The sequence below is a fragment of the Atopostipes suicloacalis DSM 15692 genome, assembly GCF_900129085.1.
GTDB classification, from domain to species: domain Bacteria; phylum Bacillota; class Bacilli; order Lactobacillales; family Carnobacteriaceae_A; genus Atopostipes; species Atopostipes suicloacalis.
Genome location: NZ_FQUF01000008.1, coordinates 1 through 13,438, shown reverse-complemented (window position 1 = coordinate 13,438; position 13,438 = coordinate 1). Strand labels below are relative to the sequence as shown.

The 13,438-nt window shown below is 34.2% G+C and carries 17 protein-coding genes; 4 read left to right on the top strand and 13 right to left on the bottom strand.

Annotated features, from left to right (window positions below; translation table 11 throughout):
* Positions 1–32 precede the first annotated feature (32 nt).
* Entirely contained in the window at positions 33–980 is a 948-nt protein-coding gene (locus BUB96_RS03175; protein ID WP_073296320.1) for a beta-ketoacyl-ACP synthase 3, read from the bottom strand.
* A gap of 454 nt (positions 981–1,434) precedes the next feature.
* On the opposite strand from BUB96_RS03175, the gene BUB96_RS03170 reads away from it, so the two are divergent.
* Both BUB96_RS03170 and BUB96_RS03165 read left to right on the top strand, forming a co-directional pair.
* On the top strand, positions 1,435–2,091 hold the full coding sequence (locus BUB96_RS03170) for an ABC transporter ATP-binding protein (protein WP_073296317.1): 657 nt from the start codon (positions 1,435–1,437) through the stop codon (positions 2,089–2,091).
* Positions 2,084–2,848 (top strand): ABC transporter permease, encoded by a 765-nt coding sequence (locus tag BUB96_RS03165; protein WP_073296312.1) that lies wholly within the window; start codon positions 2,084–2,086, stop codon positions 2,846–2,848. Before BUB96_RS03170 ends, BUB96_RS03165 begins: the two co-directional genes overlap by 8 nt.
* Positions 2,849–2,926: 78 nt before the next feature.
* On the opposite strand, the gene BUB96_RS03160 is transcribed toward BUB96_RS03165, so the two are convergent.
* The 8 genes from BUB96_RS03160 to BUB96_RS03125 form a co-directional block, all read right to left on the bottom strand.
* The gene (locus tag BUB96_RS03160) at positions 2,927–3,139 is read right to left on the bottom strand and encodes a heavy-metal-associated domain-containing protein (protein WP_073296309.1); all 213 of its coding nucleotides are present in this window, start codon (positions 3,137–3,139) and stop codon (positions 2,927–2,929) included.
* A gap of 37 nt (positions 3,140–3,176) precedes the next feature.
* Positions 3,177–3,410, bottom strand: coding sequence for a heavy-metal-associated domain-containing protein (locus BUB96_RS03155; RefSeq protein ID WP_073296306.1), 234 nt, complete (start codon positions 3,408–3,410; stop codon positions 3,177–3,179).
* A 231-nt stretch (positions 3,411–3,641) separates the two neighbouring features.
* Entirely contained in the window at positions 3,642–4,115 is a 474-nt protein-coding gene (locus BUB96_RS03150) for a DUF305 domain-containing protein (protein ID WP_073296303.1), read from the bottom strand.
* Positions 4,116–4,232: 117 nt separating this feature from the next.
* Positions 4,233–6,128: a heavy metal translocating P-type ATPase gene (locus tag BUB96_RS03145; protein WP_073296300.1), complete on the bottom strand. Its 1,896-nt coding sequence runs from the start codon at positions 6,126–6,128 to the stop codon at positions 4,233–4,235.
* Positions 6,129–6,149: 21 nt separating this feature from the next.
* On the bottom strand, positions 6,150–6,449 hold the full coding sequence (locus BUB96_RS03140) for an iron-sulfur cluster repair di-iron protein, ric (protein WP_073296297.1): 300 nt from the start codon (positions 6,447–6,449) through the stop codon (positions 6,150–6,152).
* Between the two features lie 203 nt (positions 6,450–6,652).
* On the bottom strand, positions 6,653–8,119 hold the full coding sequence (locus BUB96_RS03135; RefSeq protein ID WP_073296294.1) for an ABC transporter permease subunit: 1,467 nt from the start codon (positions 8,117–8,119) through the stop codon (positions 6,653–6,655).
* Positions 8,120–9,013: an ABC transporter ATP-binding protein gene (locus BUB96_RS03130; protein ID WP_073296289.1), complete on the bottom strand. Its 894-nt coding sequence runs from the start codon at positions 9,011–9,013 to the stop codon at positions 8,120–8,122.
* On the bottom strand, positions 9,000–9,938 hold the full coding sequence (locus BUB96_RS03125) for an ABC transporter ATP-binding protein (protein ID WP_073296286.1): 939 nt from the start codon (positions 9,936–9,938) through the stop codon (positions 9,000–9,002). The genes BUB96_RS03130 and BUB96_RS03125 overlap by 14 nt, the downstream gene beginning before the upstream one ends.
* A 187-nt stretch (positions 9,939–10,125) precedes the next feature.
* Here BUB96_RS03125 and BUB96_RS03120 point away from each other — a divergent pair, with 187 nt between their 5' ends.
* Positions 10,126–10,689 carry a TetR/AcrR family transcriptional regulator gene (locus BUB96_RS03120; protein ID WP_073296283.1) on the top strand — a complete coding sequence of 188 codons (564 nt, stop codon included), beginning with the start codon at positions 10,126–10,128 and terminating at the stop codon, positions 10,687–10,689.
* Positions 10,690–10,847: 158 nt separating this feature from the next.
* Here BUB96_RS03120 and BUB96_RS03115 read toward each other — a convergent pair whose 3' ends face one another.
* From BUB96_RS03115 to BUB96_RS10450, 4 genes are all read right to left on the bottom strand, one after another.
* Positions 10,848–11,537, bottom strand: a complete 690-nt coding sequence (locus BUB96_RS03115) for a Crp/Fnr family transcriptional regulator (RefSeq protein WP_234945785.1) — start codon at positions 11,535–11,537, stop codon at positions 10,848–10,850.
* A gap of 38 nt (positions 11,538–11,575) precedes the next feature.
* Complete coding sequence (locus tag BUB96_RS03110) at positions 11,576–12,019, bottom strand: hypothetical protein (protein WP_159431723.1); 444 nt, start codon at positions 12,017–12,019, stop codon at positions 11,576–11,578.
* 105 nt (positions 12,020–12,124) lie between these two features.
* The gene (locus BUB96_RS03105) at positions 12,125–12,967 is read right to left on the bottom strand and encodes a DegV family protein (RefSeq protein WP_073296269.1); all 843 of its coding nucleotides are present in this window, start codon (positions 12,965–12,967) and stop codon (positions 12,125–12,127) included.
* Positions 12,968–13,105: 138 nt separating this feature from the next.
* On the bottom strand, positions 13,106–13,249 hold the full coding sequence (locus BUB96_RS10450) for a hypothetical protein (protein ID WP_200789022.1): 144 nt from the start codon (positions 13,247–13,249) through the stop codon (positions 13,106–13,108).
* 57 nt (positions 13,250–13,306) lie between these two features.
* Here BUB96_RS10450 and BUB96_RS03100 point away from each other — a divergent pair.
* The coding region (locus tag BUB96_RS03100; RefSeq protein WP_159431722.1) for a helix-turn-helix domain-containing protein at positions 13,307–13,438 on the top strand (132 nt) is incomplete at its 3' end.

Below are 13,438 nucleotides of genomic sequence, written 5' to 3'. Positions count from 1 at the left end.
TGGTTGTTTCCTCCATAAATTGTTTTATTTTTTTATATTGTTAAGCGAATTTGGCCCCATGCTAAACCTGCACCGTATCCGACCAACACGACTTCTTGTGTGCTGTTTAAAAAGATACGTTCTTCCTTAACCATTTGGTCCAGAAGAATAGGGATACTTCCAGCTGACGTATTCGCCATTTTGTCAATATTTGCTGGAATTTTATCGAGACTCACTTTTAATTTTTTCGCTAATATTTCAATAAAGCGATAATTTGCTTGATGGCTAATTAAATAATCAAAATCTTTTGCATAGTCTTGGATAAAATTTGAAAGTGATGGAATCACTTGTCGTAAAACAAAATTAAAGACTTCTCGTCCATCCATCGACATTTGACCTTTTGGATTTTCTTCTGCTGGAACGTGAATTGAATCTTTTGGATCCGGTAAACTAATTAATTCACTTTGATAGTTCTTTAATCCTTCTCCATCGTGTTTAATCAATACCGCTCCTGCTCCATCTCCAAAGAGAATCGAAGTTCCTCGATCTTCAAAATTCAAGATCTCGCTCATTTTCTCCGCCCCAATCATCAAGGTATATCCTGAAGATTGTTCGCGAGTAAGCTTTTCAGCCACTTCTAAGGCCATTATAAAACCCGAGCAAGCTCCACTGATATCAAAAGCTAAAGCTTGTTCAATTCCTAGCCCACGCTGGACTTGACTTGCAACAGAAGGCGTCGGTAAACGCGAAGACATCGTTGCAACAAGAATCAGCTGAATCTCTTGAACAATTTCTGCATCCATCTGCTTTAATAAATCCTTAGCAGCTTGAATAGCTAAATCACTCACTGTTTCATGTCCTAAAGCGAAATGACGTTGGTGAATGCCTGTTCGTTGGGTAATCCATTCATCACTTGAATCAATTCCCGTTCGCTCAATCAGTTCTTTATTCGTCAGTATTTTTTCAGGTAAATAAGAACCTGTCGCAACTATCCTACTCATCCTACTCTTCTCTCTTTATCTTTTCCTTGTCTTTTTACAAAGATAGACTTTTTACATCGTTTATTTTTATTGCCATTTGGTCTCTTTCGAATAAACAACTTTTCTATTTTATATATTTTTATGTACAAATATTTTAAAGTGTCTACTCGATGCTCCTGATTTTAGCTCACTCCATTTTCTTTGTCAACATATTTTGAGATCTGTTCATCAATTCTTCATACCTTTTTCTTTACACAAGAGCATGAAAAAACTTATTGTGATCGGATTTATTCTTCAAAATGTTCTCAAAAATCCTCAAAGGTTAACTTTTTCTTAAGCCTTAAAAAGGTCGGAAATATTTCTGTTTTTAAAATGCTTCTTTGCACGTTCTTTATTTGTAACCATTCTAAATAAATGGTAATCTATTCATATGAAACACTCTTATACTTCAAAGATAAAAGGAGACAACAAAGAAATGAAACCCATTTTAGAATTAAGAGATCTTTCTTTTGAAATCGAGGGAAGAAAAATTTTAGAAAATATTTCTTTTTCTATTGATAAAGGAGAATTTGTTACCTTAACTGGCCCTTCCGGCAGTGGAAAAAGTACACTACTTAAACTCATCGGTCATTTAATCAGCCCTTCTTCTGGGAAAATCTTCTACGACGGCAAAGAAATTTTTAAATATGCACCCACGGACTATCGAAAGAATGTTTCTTATTTCTTTCAAAGTGCAACCTTATTCGATGAAACAGTTTATGATAACTTAGCTTTCCCATCAAAAATAAGAGACAAAGCCTTTGATAAAAACCGAGCACTTAAAGGACTACATACCGTACAGCTTCCAGAAACATATTTAAATAAGCCTATTCGGGAACTTTCTGGTGGAGAACGTCAAAGAATTGCTCTCGTCAGAAATTTAATGTATGCACCCAACGTTCTATTAATGGATGAAGTAACAAGCTCTTTAGATAAGGAAAATAAAGAGATTATCTTAACGTTCATTAAACGATTAAACCAAGACGAAAAGCTAACCATTCTTTGGATTACCCATGATACGCAAGAAATCAAAGAATCGAATAGACTGATTCTAATAAAAGATGGAAGAGCGGAGGATATAAAACATGACTAATCATTTAGAAATTAGTAATCTTTCTTTAATATTATCGACTCTGTTACTAGTAATCGCTATTTTAGTGGACTATAAAGAAAAGTTAGGTCTCGGAAAAGATATTTTTATTGCAGGAATTCGTGTAGTTATCCAACTATTTATTATTGGATACGTCTTAAGCTTTGTCTTTCAGATTAATAATAATTTAGTAACATTGATAATGGTTTTATTTATCATATTTAATGCTTCTTATAATGCACATAAGACTAGTGAGGGAATTCCAAATTCTTTTAAAATCTCATTAACTTCTATTGGAGTAGGAACTATATTAGCATTAGGAATATTAGTTCTTTCAGGTGCTATTGATTGGGTGCCTTCACAGATTGTCCCCATTACAGGAATGATTGCAAGTAATTCTATGACGACTATCGGAATTACATACCAATCACTCACTACTCAATTTAAAGATAATAGACAACAAATTCTTGAAAAGCTAGCTTTAGGAGCAGACGAAAAACAAAGTTCTTTAACGATTGTTCGACAAAGTATTAAAACAGGAATGCAACCTTCAATCAGTCGTTCAAAAACTGTTGGTTTGGTCAGCTTACCTGGAATGATGTCAGGACTAATGTTTGCTGGTATTGATCCTACTGAAGCCATTCGTTATCAAATTGTTGTCATGTTTATGTTGATCTCTGTTACAGCTATTTCTTCCTTTATCGCAAGTTATATGACGTACCGCTCATTTTATAATGAAGAAATCCAATTAATGATTTAGAGGAAATTCCCCACCTAATATACAAAAACTCGGACATTCCACTATAAGGATGGAATGTCCGAGTTTTATTTTTCTTATTTATATTTTTCTACTTTGATAACCCATATCGTTGATTTTATCCATAATCTCAGTTTCTGTAATTATTTCTTCACTAAAGGTTACTCTTGCCTTACTTGAATCAAAAAGAATTTTTGTCTTCTCAACACCATTTAACTTATTTGTTGTTTGTATAATGGTCTGCATACAAGAGGGGCAAGTTAACTTTTCTAATTGTAAAGTTATTTGACTCATTTTTCTTCCCTCATTTAATAATGTAATGACAAAGAACTTAAGCAGCTTTTACGCGTGATTTTTTCACTTCGTAGCCCATATCAGTGATTGCTTTTTCAATTTCTTCAATAGAAGTTTCACTATCGTTAAATTCTACTTTTACTCGACTTGCGTTGAACATCACTTTCAAACTATCTTGGTCGATTCCTTCAACACCTCTGACTGCTCCTTCAATTTTTTGAAGACAAGATGGACAAGTTAGGGTTTCTAATTGAATGTTTGCTTTTTGCATGGTTTATTTCCCCTTTTTTTAGTTTTTATATTCTCTATTTCCTACTACGCCTTTATTATAGAAGCTTTTCGTTTTTAAAGAATTGATCCATATCAACTTTTTCTTTTATTTTGGTTTTCTGCGTATTTTTTAAAACGAGAAATATCCGTCGTATTTTGAATCAAATTTTCGCAAAATAAAAAAAGCCAAAGTGTTAAGTGTAAAAATCTTTTAACCCTCTGGCTTTTCTATTTATTCAGCTTCTTCTGCATCCTCTTTATTTTCCTTTAATTCTTCAATTAAACGTTCCATTTCAGCAATTTCTTCTTTTTGTGCTTGAATAATTTCTTCACTTAATTCCTTCACACGTGGATCTTTAAGATTCGCATTTTCACTGGTTAAAATAGCAGTAGAGTGATGAGGAATCATCGCCTTCATCCAAGCTGTATCGCCAACGCCTACTTGATTTTGAATGAATCCAAATGAAACGCCGATGATTAGAACAGAAATTCCCAAAATAAGTGCATTCATTTTTTTATTGTCATACATCTTCCACATAAACAGCATCATGATAATCGCCATTACTCCACCCATTAAAAGCGCCATATAGATCCGTGTCTGGCTAAGATGAAAATGAGCAAATTCGCTAACATTGACGAACATCAGAAAGTACATCACAATTGTTGAAGTCAAAATCATAAGCCCGAATTTCATATATTTCTTCATTAAAATCCTCCTACTATTTTAGTCTCTTCTTCAAAAGTATCTTCATACTGTTAATATAGAACTCAATGTTCATAAGAACAAGTGAAACGCTTAATAATTTCTATCTTAGATTTACTCTTAAGAAACTCTTTCGGTTATAACTTCGGTGCTTGTTTCTTGGCGATTTCCTTTTAAACGATATTTTAATAAACGCATACCATTCAAAATGACCACCAAAATACTTCCTTCATGAACCAACATCCCAATCGACATATTCATCCAATCGCTAAAGAATACACTGACTAGAAGGACTAAAACAACGCCTATAGCGATTAAAATATTTTGCATCATATTTCGAGCTGTAGCTTTCGTCAAACCCAAAGCATGGGGTAAACGACTGAAGTCTGAATTCATTAACACAACATCTGATGTTTCAATCGCGACATCTGTTCCGCTACCCATCGCAATTCCAATATCTGCTAACGCAAGAGAAGGACTATCGTTAACACCATCGCCTACAAAGGCAACAATTTGACCTTCTGCTTGTAACTTTTCAATGTAAGCCGATTTGTCTTCCGGCAACATATGTCCATGAGCTTCTGTTAAACCTAACTCGTTTGCGACTAGGTCAACTGTTCCTTGGTTGTCTCCAGAAAGGACAATTAAATTTTTAACGCCTAGATTTTTCAATTCTTGAAGATCCTCTTTAACACCTTTTCGAACTTGATCCCGTATACCCATTAAAACGTTTAATTTACCATCAACAGCCGTTAAGACAAGAGAATTTCCATTTTTTTCATATTTTTTAATGTCTGTCAATACTTCTTGATTCAATGAAACATTTTCCTGCTCCATTAAAGCAACATTTCCTACAGCGACACGATGACCATCAACTTGGGCAATAATTCCGCCACCCTTAACGACCTCTGTCTCTTCAACAGTATAGCGTTCAATTTCTCCAAGATCTGCCACAATCGCTTTTCCTAAAGGATGATCTGATTCAGCTTCAATACTTGCCAAATAACTTAGCGCTCGATTAGCCTCACCATAAGTTTTAGATTCTGCCACTTCTGGGTTTCCAATAGTCAACGTTCCTGTTTTGTCAAATACGATGGAGTCTACCTTACTAAAATCATTAATGACTTCGCTCCCTTTTAAGAGAATACCATTTTTAGCTCCGTTCCCAATTCCTGAAACATTTGATACAGGTACACCTATTACTAAAGCTCCAGGGCATCCTAAAACAAGAATAGTAATTGCTAATTCAATATCTTTAGAAATAAACCACACAATCAAAGATAAAACTAAAACTGTTGGTGTATACCATTTTGAAAATCGATCAATAAAGCGTTCTGCTTCGGATTTAGAATCTTGTGCTTCCTCCACGAGTTCAATAATTTTACCAAAAGTTGTGTCTTCGCCTACACGGTCTGCTTGAATTTGAAGGGTTCCATTTTCTAAAATTGTCCCTGCAAAAACTTCCGAATCTTTTATTTTACTTACGGGCACCGCTTCTCCTGTGATACTTGCTTCATTAATATGCCCTTCACCTATTAATACCGTCCCGTCAACAGGAACTTTTGCACCAGTTTTTACAAGAAGGGTATCTCCTTCATCTACATCCCAAATGTCAACTTCTGCAAACTCACCCTTTTCATTTTGCTTCAAAGCAACTTCTGGTGCCATATCTGTTAATTCTTTAATAGCGGATCGCGTTTGATTTAATGTACGAGCTTCTAACCAAGCACCAAATAAAAATAGAAAAGTAACTATCGCTGATTCTTCATAGTTTTGAATGAAGAAAGCCCCAATTACCGCAATTGTAACCAATAAATCAATACTTACAACTTTGACTTTCAATGCACTAATTGCTTGAATCGCAATCGGTATAACCCCTAAAATAGAAGCTAAAATGAACGCTGCATTAAATAACCCTACATTTTCAAAGCCAAAGTGAGCGATAAATCCTAACACGATTAAAATACCACTAATAAATGTAATCTGATTTTTCTTACTTAAAATGAACCTTTGCATTATATTCCTCCTCCTACATTTTTATGCATGATAAGCCGTATCGACTTCTTCTAGCATAGTATAAACGGCTTCGTAACTTTCACAGACGTCATCGGGTACGGTATAGTTATTTGTTATTTCACGTAATTGTGTAAATTCTTTATCCAATTCAGGTTGATCAGAGCCAGCTGCATTTGTTTTTCCTTGAATTTGTTCCCACAAGGTTTTTACCTTATGCATTTCAGGATGGTTCTTTCCATGAACTCGGTCAACAATCGGTGTAAATTGATCTAGTCTTTCAAAGTTTTTTTCTTTTGCTTCGTTAAATGTTAAATTAGTCATTATAAATTCCCTCTTTCTTTTATCTTGTGAATGTAGTCTAAGCCGAAAAGGTAAAAGAAAAATTGACTTGTATCAACTTTTTCCTTTTCTTTTAAGAAATGATCTATTCGCTATCCATTTTAGTTATCATATGTTTCAAGTAAAATAGGATACTAAAACTATCACTAGTTTTAGTACCCTATTTATTATCCTTAATTTCATTATTATAGAGGCAAATCTTTTTTTATAAAGATAGCATTTGATGCTGTATATAAGACTAAAGCAATTCCCCCTAGAGCAACTAATCTCCACCCAAATTCCCCGCTGGCTAAAATTGTGTCTGTATCAAATAAACTAGTTATTGTAAAATATTCAAGCGAATCTGTACTATCCATCAGTTGTTGAATCATCGTGATTAAAAAGAAAGCAAATGGCAAGCCGCCACCAATAGCTAAGGCTAAACCCGTACGGTTAAATAAAGTGGAGGCGAAAAACGAAATAGAACTCATTGCTAAAATCAAAAGAAGCAACCCAAAACTTAACCAAAAATAGGCTTCAGTATCAAAATCTAAGGCTTCATCAACGGACCTTGCAGAGGATACCATCGCATGGTTTGCCATCATTATAATTTGTTCTTCAGTTAAACCTGTTACTTCAGTAGATGCTGATAAAGCAGTAGGCTCTTTGATTAAAGTCATATTATCTTTTACTTGATCACTATTTACATTTAAAACATTCGCAGAAGAATCAACCACAGTTTGTAGCAAAAGTTCTGCATTGTCTTCAGTAACGATAACTGCTGATTCATGATTTCCTTCTGCTTCTTCCTTCTCCTCAGCTTCAAGTGCAGCTATTTCATCGGTTATAAATTGAAGATATTCATTAACAGAAAATCCATGCACGCGAGCACCCGCTGCTAAGGCATCGTTACTTGCTAAAATCATCTCAGGGTTTTCAATTAGTTCTTCCGTTGTAATTTCAATATCTTCGTCTTCCATATCATCGTCATCTTCATAGATATCTTCACGTTCATCAGTGATAATCTCCGCTGCCTCTTCGTAAGATCGTTCATCAATAACATCTTGTATGTAGATAGCGTATGCATCTGTATCCATATCTCGGGCTGCCGCAGCCTCCCACATAGCATCTTCATCCTCTTGAATTAAGTATAAGCGTTCAGAAATATAACGTTCATCTTGATTTAAACTTTCCGTTGCTGCTTTTACATCATCGGTGATAGGATAACCCGTTACATTGTTATATTGCAATTGAGAAACGCCCAATCCAGCTAATGAAATGAGTATATACATTAAAATAACTGACAAAATGAGATAAAGAGACTTTGTAAAAATAACACTTAAACGTGTAATCGGAGTAGATAATGTATAAGCCATGGAACCTGAATCTACTTCATTTACGACTAGATTATTTGCTGTAAAGACAACATATACGATGCCAAGAATCACAGCAATCAATTTGTAAAAATTTTCTAAACTTCCTAAAAGGCTAGTCATTGATGAAAGAATATTGGAAAAAGCCGTTCCTTCTGCCGCTGCAGCAATCGACGCATAACCTGTTGCGTCATAACTAATGATAAAACCCGATAAAATAGTTGAAGCAACGATTGTAATAATTACCCATAGCCTCCAGTTTGCTTGGACACTTTGTTTAAATATTGGTTTTGAGAACATTTAATCTTCCCCCTTGAATATTTCAGTGATATAATTTTCAAATGAAACTTTAATTTCTTTAAAATAAACTAAATCAAAAGATTTTAAATCTTGGATAAGACGATTAATATCTTCATCGTGAATCTGAGCAAATACTTGTAAATCTTCCGCTTTTACTTGACCAATTTGGTAACCTAAGCTTAAAAAGCGTTCAAAATCTTCTCGCGATTTAAATTCCATTCTATACGTTTTATTCTTGTTATATCGAATGTCTTTCATATCCGTAATATCAATAATTTTCCCTTGGCGGATTACTGCGACACGATCGCAGACCTCTTCCACTTCTTGAAAAATATGACTCGACATGAAAATCGTTTTCCCTTTTTCTTTTTCTTGTTTTAAAAGATCAAGGAAGACATCACGCATCAACGGGTCTAAGCCTGTTGATGGTTCATCCATAATTAAAATATCTGCATCGGATGCAAAAGCTGAGACAATCGCTGTTTTTTGTTTCATTCCTTTACTCATGGAATGCACATTAGCCGTTACATCTAGTTGGAAGAGACTACTCAATTCCTTAGCATGTTCCCAACTTCCTCTTCCTGATAAATAGATTTGATCCTTTAAAAACACTTCCCCTGTTGAATTTCCAGGAAAATTGATTTCACCGGGAATATAAGATACATGACGCTTAACTTCTGCACTGTTTTTAGTAGCATCTATTCCCTTAATAAGGACATTGCCCTCATCAGGTTTCAAAAAACCCATCATATGGCGAATAGTTGTCGTCTTTCCAGCACCATTAATACCTACGAAACCATAGATTTCTCCTTTATTAATTTCTAAGGATACATCAAATATCCCGCGTCCTTTTCCATAATCTTTCGTCAAATGATCTATATTAATGTAAGCCATATTGTAAGTTCTCCTCTGCATCAGCTACTGTTTTCTTACGATCATAAAAGTCCATAAAGTAATCTTCGAGCGTAAATTTAATTTCTGAAATGAAATTTACCTTAACCTTGGTTAATTCCGTAAAGAGTTGCTTCATCTTCTCATCTGTGAGATTTAGTTTGACCTGGTTTTGTTCTGGTCTTTCAATTGGAATAATAAATTTAGTGTTTTCCATAAATTTTTGATAATCTTCAGGACTAGCAAATTCAATTTTGAATGCTTTATTCGAATTTTGCTTTAATTGAGAAGAATCGATAGTTGAAACAACGACCCCTTCTTTAATAATGGCGATTCGATCACAGGTTGCATCGACTTCACTAAAGATATGGCTGGACAATAGAATTGTTTTTCCTTCCGCTTTTTCATTTAAAACAAATTGAATAAAACGTTCTTGCATCACTGGATCCAAACCGGAGGTAGGTTCATCTAATATTAAGATTTTTGGGTTATGCATAAAAGCAGTAACTATAGCTAACTTCCTCTTAGTTCCAAGGCTCATTTCTTTAATTTCTTCAGAGGTATCTAATTCAAATAGTTTTTTAAGTTTTTCTGTCCTTGTCATATTGGTAATTTGTCTTTCTTCTGCCATAAATTTAATGAAGTGATTCCCTGTCATGCTTTTTGGAAAGGCCAACTCTCCAGGTAAATAACCAACATCTCGTTTAATATTGGCGGCTTGTTGCCAACAATTTTTCCCGTTAATATACAGTTCTCCATCTTGAGCTTTGGTAAACCCCATCAAATGACGTATAGTTGTAGTCTTTCCAGCGCCATTTGGTCCTAAAAACCCGAAAACTTCTCCTTCTTCAACTTTGAAAGAAATATCAAATATTCCACGTCCATGTCCATAATCTTTCGTCACATGTTTTAATTTAATAACAGGCATTTAATTCCCTCTTTCATTTCGAGCTTACAAACGATAAATAATTAACATCTGTAAGTTTATTTACTTTTGTTACATTTATGATTATACTTAAATTAAATACTGGGACAAGAGACATAATCAGGCATGTGATAGTTAATTAACACTTACAGATAAATTGTTAACTAATTACAAAGGAGAACCTTTCATTATGGAAGAATTAGATTTAAGAGTCCAAAGAACTTATAAATTACTTATTGAAGCTTTTGAAGATTTATTACGAGAGAAAGAGTTTGAAAAAATTTCAGTAAAGGAACTATGCGATACTGCTATGATACGACGTCCTACCTTTTATAAACATTTTTTAGATAAATATGATTTCCTAACTTTCTTTATTAAACACAAAATGAATCTAATTTTTGATCATGCATTTCAAAATTTAGAAGATGAAGAAGAGGACTTTTTTGTTTTAGTTTTTGAACAATTACTCGATCAATTTGACAACCTAGTGTATCTCCTCTTCCGTCTCCAAATGAATGCAGACATTATTGTAGAGCTAGAAAGTGTTCAAGAATATGGACAACGCATGTTAAGAAACCATATAAATACAAGCGATGATAATGATAATTTATCATTAATCAATGAATATAAAGGACAAATTATTATGAACCTCACCATTCAGTCCGTCTATTGGTATAAAAATAACAAAGATAAAATTAGTCGTGAAGAAATCATTGACCTTTACAAGCAAACTTTAGAAAAATTATGGGAATAAAATAACCCACTAACACACTTTGAATTTGTTCACACAGTAAAAGAGGTTTACTGTTTTTTATATCTGTTTCGCAACAGTAAAATGAAATAATCATCTAAAAACACAAAAAATCCTAGAAGGTAGCTATTTGCACTACTCTCTAGGATCATATTTTTATCTTATTCTACCGAAAATAATAACTCTTCTATACTTGGAATATGAATTTTGTTTTTGGTTAGAGGTTTAATCAAGCCTTTATTTTCTAGTTCTTTAAAGCGACGGCTTAGCGTCTCAGGGGTTGTCCCTAGATAGGAAGATAAATCTTTTCGTGTCATCGGCAATTCTACCGTTACTTCATCTTCCATCTCCGTATTAGCCAAGCCTTCCAAATAATAAATAATTCGATTCAAAACGGACTCCGTAGCAACTGAAGCAGTTTGTCTCTCAGATTGCTGTAAACGATCAGACATTGAAGATAATATTTTCATTGAAATTTCTGGATGTTCCTTTAAAAGTTCCAATAAATCATTTCGATTAATCATACAAATAGCAGAATTACGTATTGCTTCCGCATAATGCTCATGATACGTATCCGCAGAGAAAATCGTCCATTCACCCGTAAAGTCTCCAGGGTTTAGAACCCGAATTAATTGTTCTTTTCCAGACTCAGATAAATGAAAAATGCGAACTTGTCCTTTATGCACAATATAAACAGTATCATCTTCATCCGCTGCTTGGTATAAATATTCTCCACGTTTTAAATCTTTATGACGTGCCTTAGTTGCAATCTTCATCATCGACTCTTCATCTAAATGGTTAAAAATTGGAACTAATCTTACGCATCCTACATGTGTGTGTACTTTTTTCATTGCCGCTTATTCTCCTCTCTGCAAAAATCATTAAACGATCAAATCTCAGTAACTGGTCGAGAAGTCGGAACCCCCATGTAACTATCATCATAGGCTTCGGCAAATGCGACAAAGACTTCCTCTGAAACTTCTGAATGTTCTTCTTTTCTTTCAATATATAAATCAAATAGTGCTTTCTTCTCTTCAAACGTTGCATCCATATTATGAATACCTTCTAAAATAGCAGCCACAGCTTTTGGAGCTGTTAAGGCAATTTTTTCCAATGGGGTATCACAACTTAATGGATTTCCAGTCTTATCTCTCACTTCAAGAAATTCATCTAAATTATGAATCGTTCCATCTTCCTTTAAAGCAGTTGTTATTCCTAAATCTGCCAAATAGGCATTACTTTTATATTGTTTCAAAACCTTTCTAGCGTAGTCAATTTTCTCATTTTTATTCATTTCTTCTATAGACATTTTTTCACTTTCTTTCTGAGTCATTTTCGCAATCGGGAACATACAAAAAAGCGACAACAGATTTGCATCTTTTCTATATTGTCGCTCAAATTATAATAAAATTCAGGTATTTTGTTTGATTTCACTGTCTTACAAGCGTTCATATCCTACAATCAGACCGCCTTTTTCAGCGTAAAAGCTACAAAGACCACTCGTTGGACGTATTCGAATATCTGTTTTTGGAAACTGTTCTAATACTTTTTCAGCTAGTTTTTTAGCTAGCGGTTCATTATTCACGTGCGAAATTTCCAATACCTTCCCACTAAATCCTGCTTCTACGAAATCTTTAATAAAAGTATTCAATGCTCGTTTCTCTCCACGTGCGCGACTAGACATCTCTATCGTTCCTTCTTCTGAACGTACACCCATCACATGAATATTTAACAAACCAACTAATGAACCAACAATTTTATTTACTCGTCCATTTTTTACAAGGTTTTCAATTGATTTTAGCATATAACCTGCATGTGTTTTTTCATGGTATTCATTTAACGCATCCACAACCTCATGGAAGCCTAAACCTTCTTTTACTAATTCTATCGCTTTAAATACCAGCAAATCATTTTCTCCACCGGCAGATTTTGAATCAAAAATATAAATGTCCGCATCTGGGTTTTCTTCTAAAGCAATCTGCTTTCCTTGTTCTGCACTATTATAGCTTCCTGAAAGTTCAGAAGAAATAGTAAAACAAATTACATGATCTGCCCCTTTAAACTTCTCCGCATAAACGCCAGGTGCTGGGCAGGCTGAACTAGATTCAGAAGATTGTGCTACTTTTTGATTTAATAATTCAATATCTAAATCGGGCGTATCTACAAAATCTTCATTATCAATGTGTAGGATTAATGGGATGATATCAAAAGATATACTCTCTGGTAAGTCATTTATTTGTCGAATGTTGGAACCTGTATCGGTTACAATTTTCCAGTCCATGTCGTCACCTCTTCGTTATTTTCTTGATAATTATAACATATAAGAAAGGAACATGACAAAACTTTATCGTTTTTCGGCAGAAGACTCTCACTTCTAAGCAAAGGGAAAGTGGAAGATGAATGCCAATTGAGCGTCAGTTCAAAAGCCTTTCGTTTCTAATGCAGTGCGTACTAACTCAAACAATGCTTGTGTAAAGGTGCTAATCTCATTTTGCTTCTGGTATTCAGAAATTCTTGCTTCCAATTTCTTTGGAAACCGTATGCTTTTAGTGATTCTTTCCATTGTTATTCCTCCTATTAATAGGTATAATAAATATACCTAAAGTGAGGTGATAATACAATGAAAATCCACAAAGCGTATAAATTTCGACTCTACCCAAACAAGGAGCAAGCTATCCTAATCAACAAAACCATCGGTTGTTCACGGTTCGTATACAACCACTTCCTGAATCAATGGAACGAAACGTACAAA

Coding starts and splice junctions, on each gene's coding strand:
- BUB96_RS03175 (WP_073296320.1), bottom strand. CDS start 980: ATGAGTAGGATAGTTGCGACAGGTTCTTATTTACCTGAAAAAATACTG.
- BUB96_RS03170 (WP_073296317.1), top strand. CDS start 1,435: ATGAAACCCATTTTAGAATTAAGAGATCTTTCTTTTGAAATCGAGGGA.
- BUB96_RS03165 (WP_073296312.1), top strand. CDS start 2,084: ATGACTAATCATTTAGAAATTAGTAATCTTTCTTTAATATTATCGACT.
- BUB96_RS03160 (WP_073296309.1), bottom strand. CDS start 3,139: ATGAGTCAAATAACTTTACAATTAGAAAAGTTAACTTGCCCCTCTTGT.
- BUB96_RS03155 (WP_073296306.1), bottom strand. CDS start 3,410: ATGCAAAAAGCAAACATTCAATTAGAAACCCTAACTTGTCCATCTTGT.
- BUB96_RS03150 (WP_073296303.1), bottom strand. CDS start 4,115: ATGAAGAAATATATGAAATTCGGGCTTATGATTTTGACTTCAACAATT.
- BUB96_RS03145 (WP_073296300.1), bottom strand. CDS start 6,128: ATGCAAAGGTTCATTTTAAGTAAGAAAAATCAGATTACATTTATTAGT.
- BUB96_RS03140 (WP_073296297.1), bottom strand. CDS start 6,449: ATGACTAATTTAACATTTAACGAAGCAAAAGAAAAAAACTTTGAAAGA.
- BUB96_RS03135 (WP_073296294.1), bottom strand. CDS start 8,119: ATGTTCTCAAAACCAATATTTAAACAAAGTGTCCAAGCAAACTGGAGG.
- BUB96_RS03130 (WP_073296289.1), bottom strand. CDS start 9,013: ATGGCTTACATTAATATAGATCATTTGACGAAAGATTATGGAAAAGGA.
- BUB96_RS03125 (WP_073296286.1), bottom strand. CDS start 9,938: ATGCCTGTTATTAAATTAAAACATGTGACGAAAGATTATGGACATGGA.
- BUB96_RS03120 (WP_073296283.1), top strand. CDS start 10,126: ATGGAAGAATTAGATTTAAGAGTCCAAAGAACTTATAAATTACTTATT.
- BUB96_RS03115 (WP_234945785.1), bottom strand. CDS start 11,537: ATGAAAAAAGTACACACACATGTAGGATGCGTAAGATTAGTTCCAATT.
- BUB96_RS03110 (WP_159431723.1), bottom strand. CDS start 12,019: ATGACTCAGAAAGAAAGTGAAAAAATGTCTATAGAAGAAATGAATAAA.
- BUB96_RS03105 (WP_073296269.1), bottom strand. CDS start 12,967: ATGGACTGGAAAATTGTAACCGATACAGGTTCCAACATTCGACAAATA.
- BUB96_RS10450 (WP_200789022.1), bottom strand. CDS start 13,249: ATGGAAAGAATCACTAAAAGCATACGGTTTCCAAAGAAATTGGAAGCA.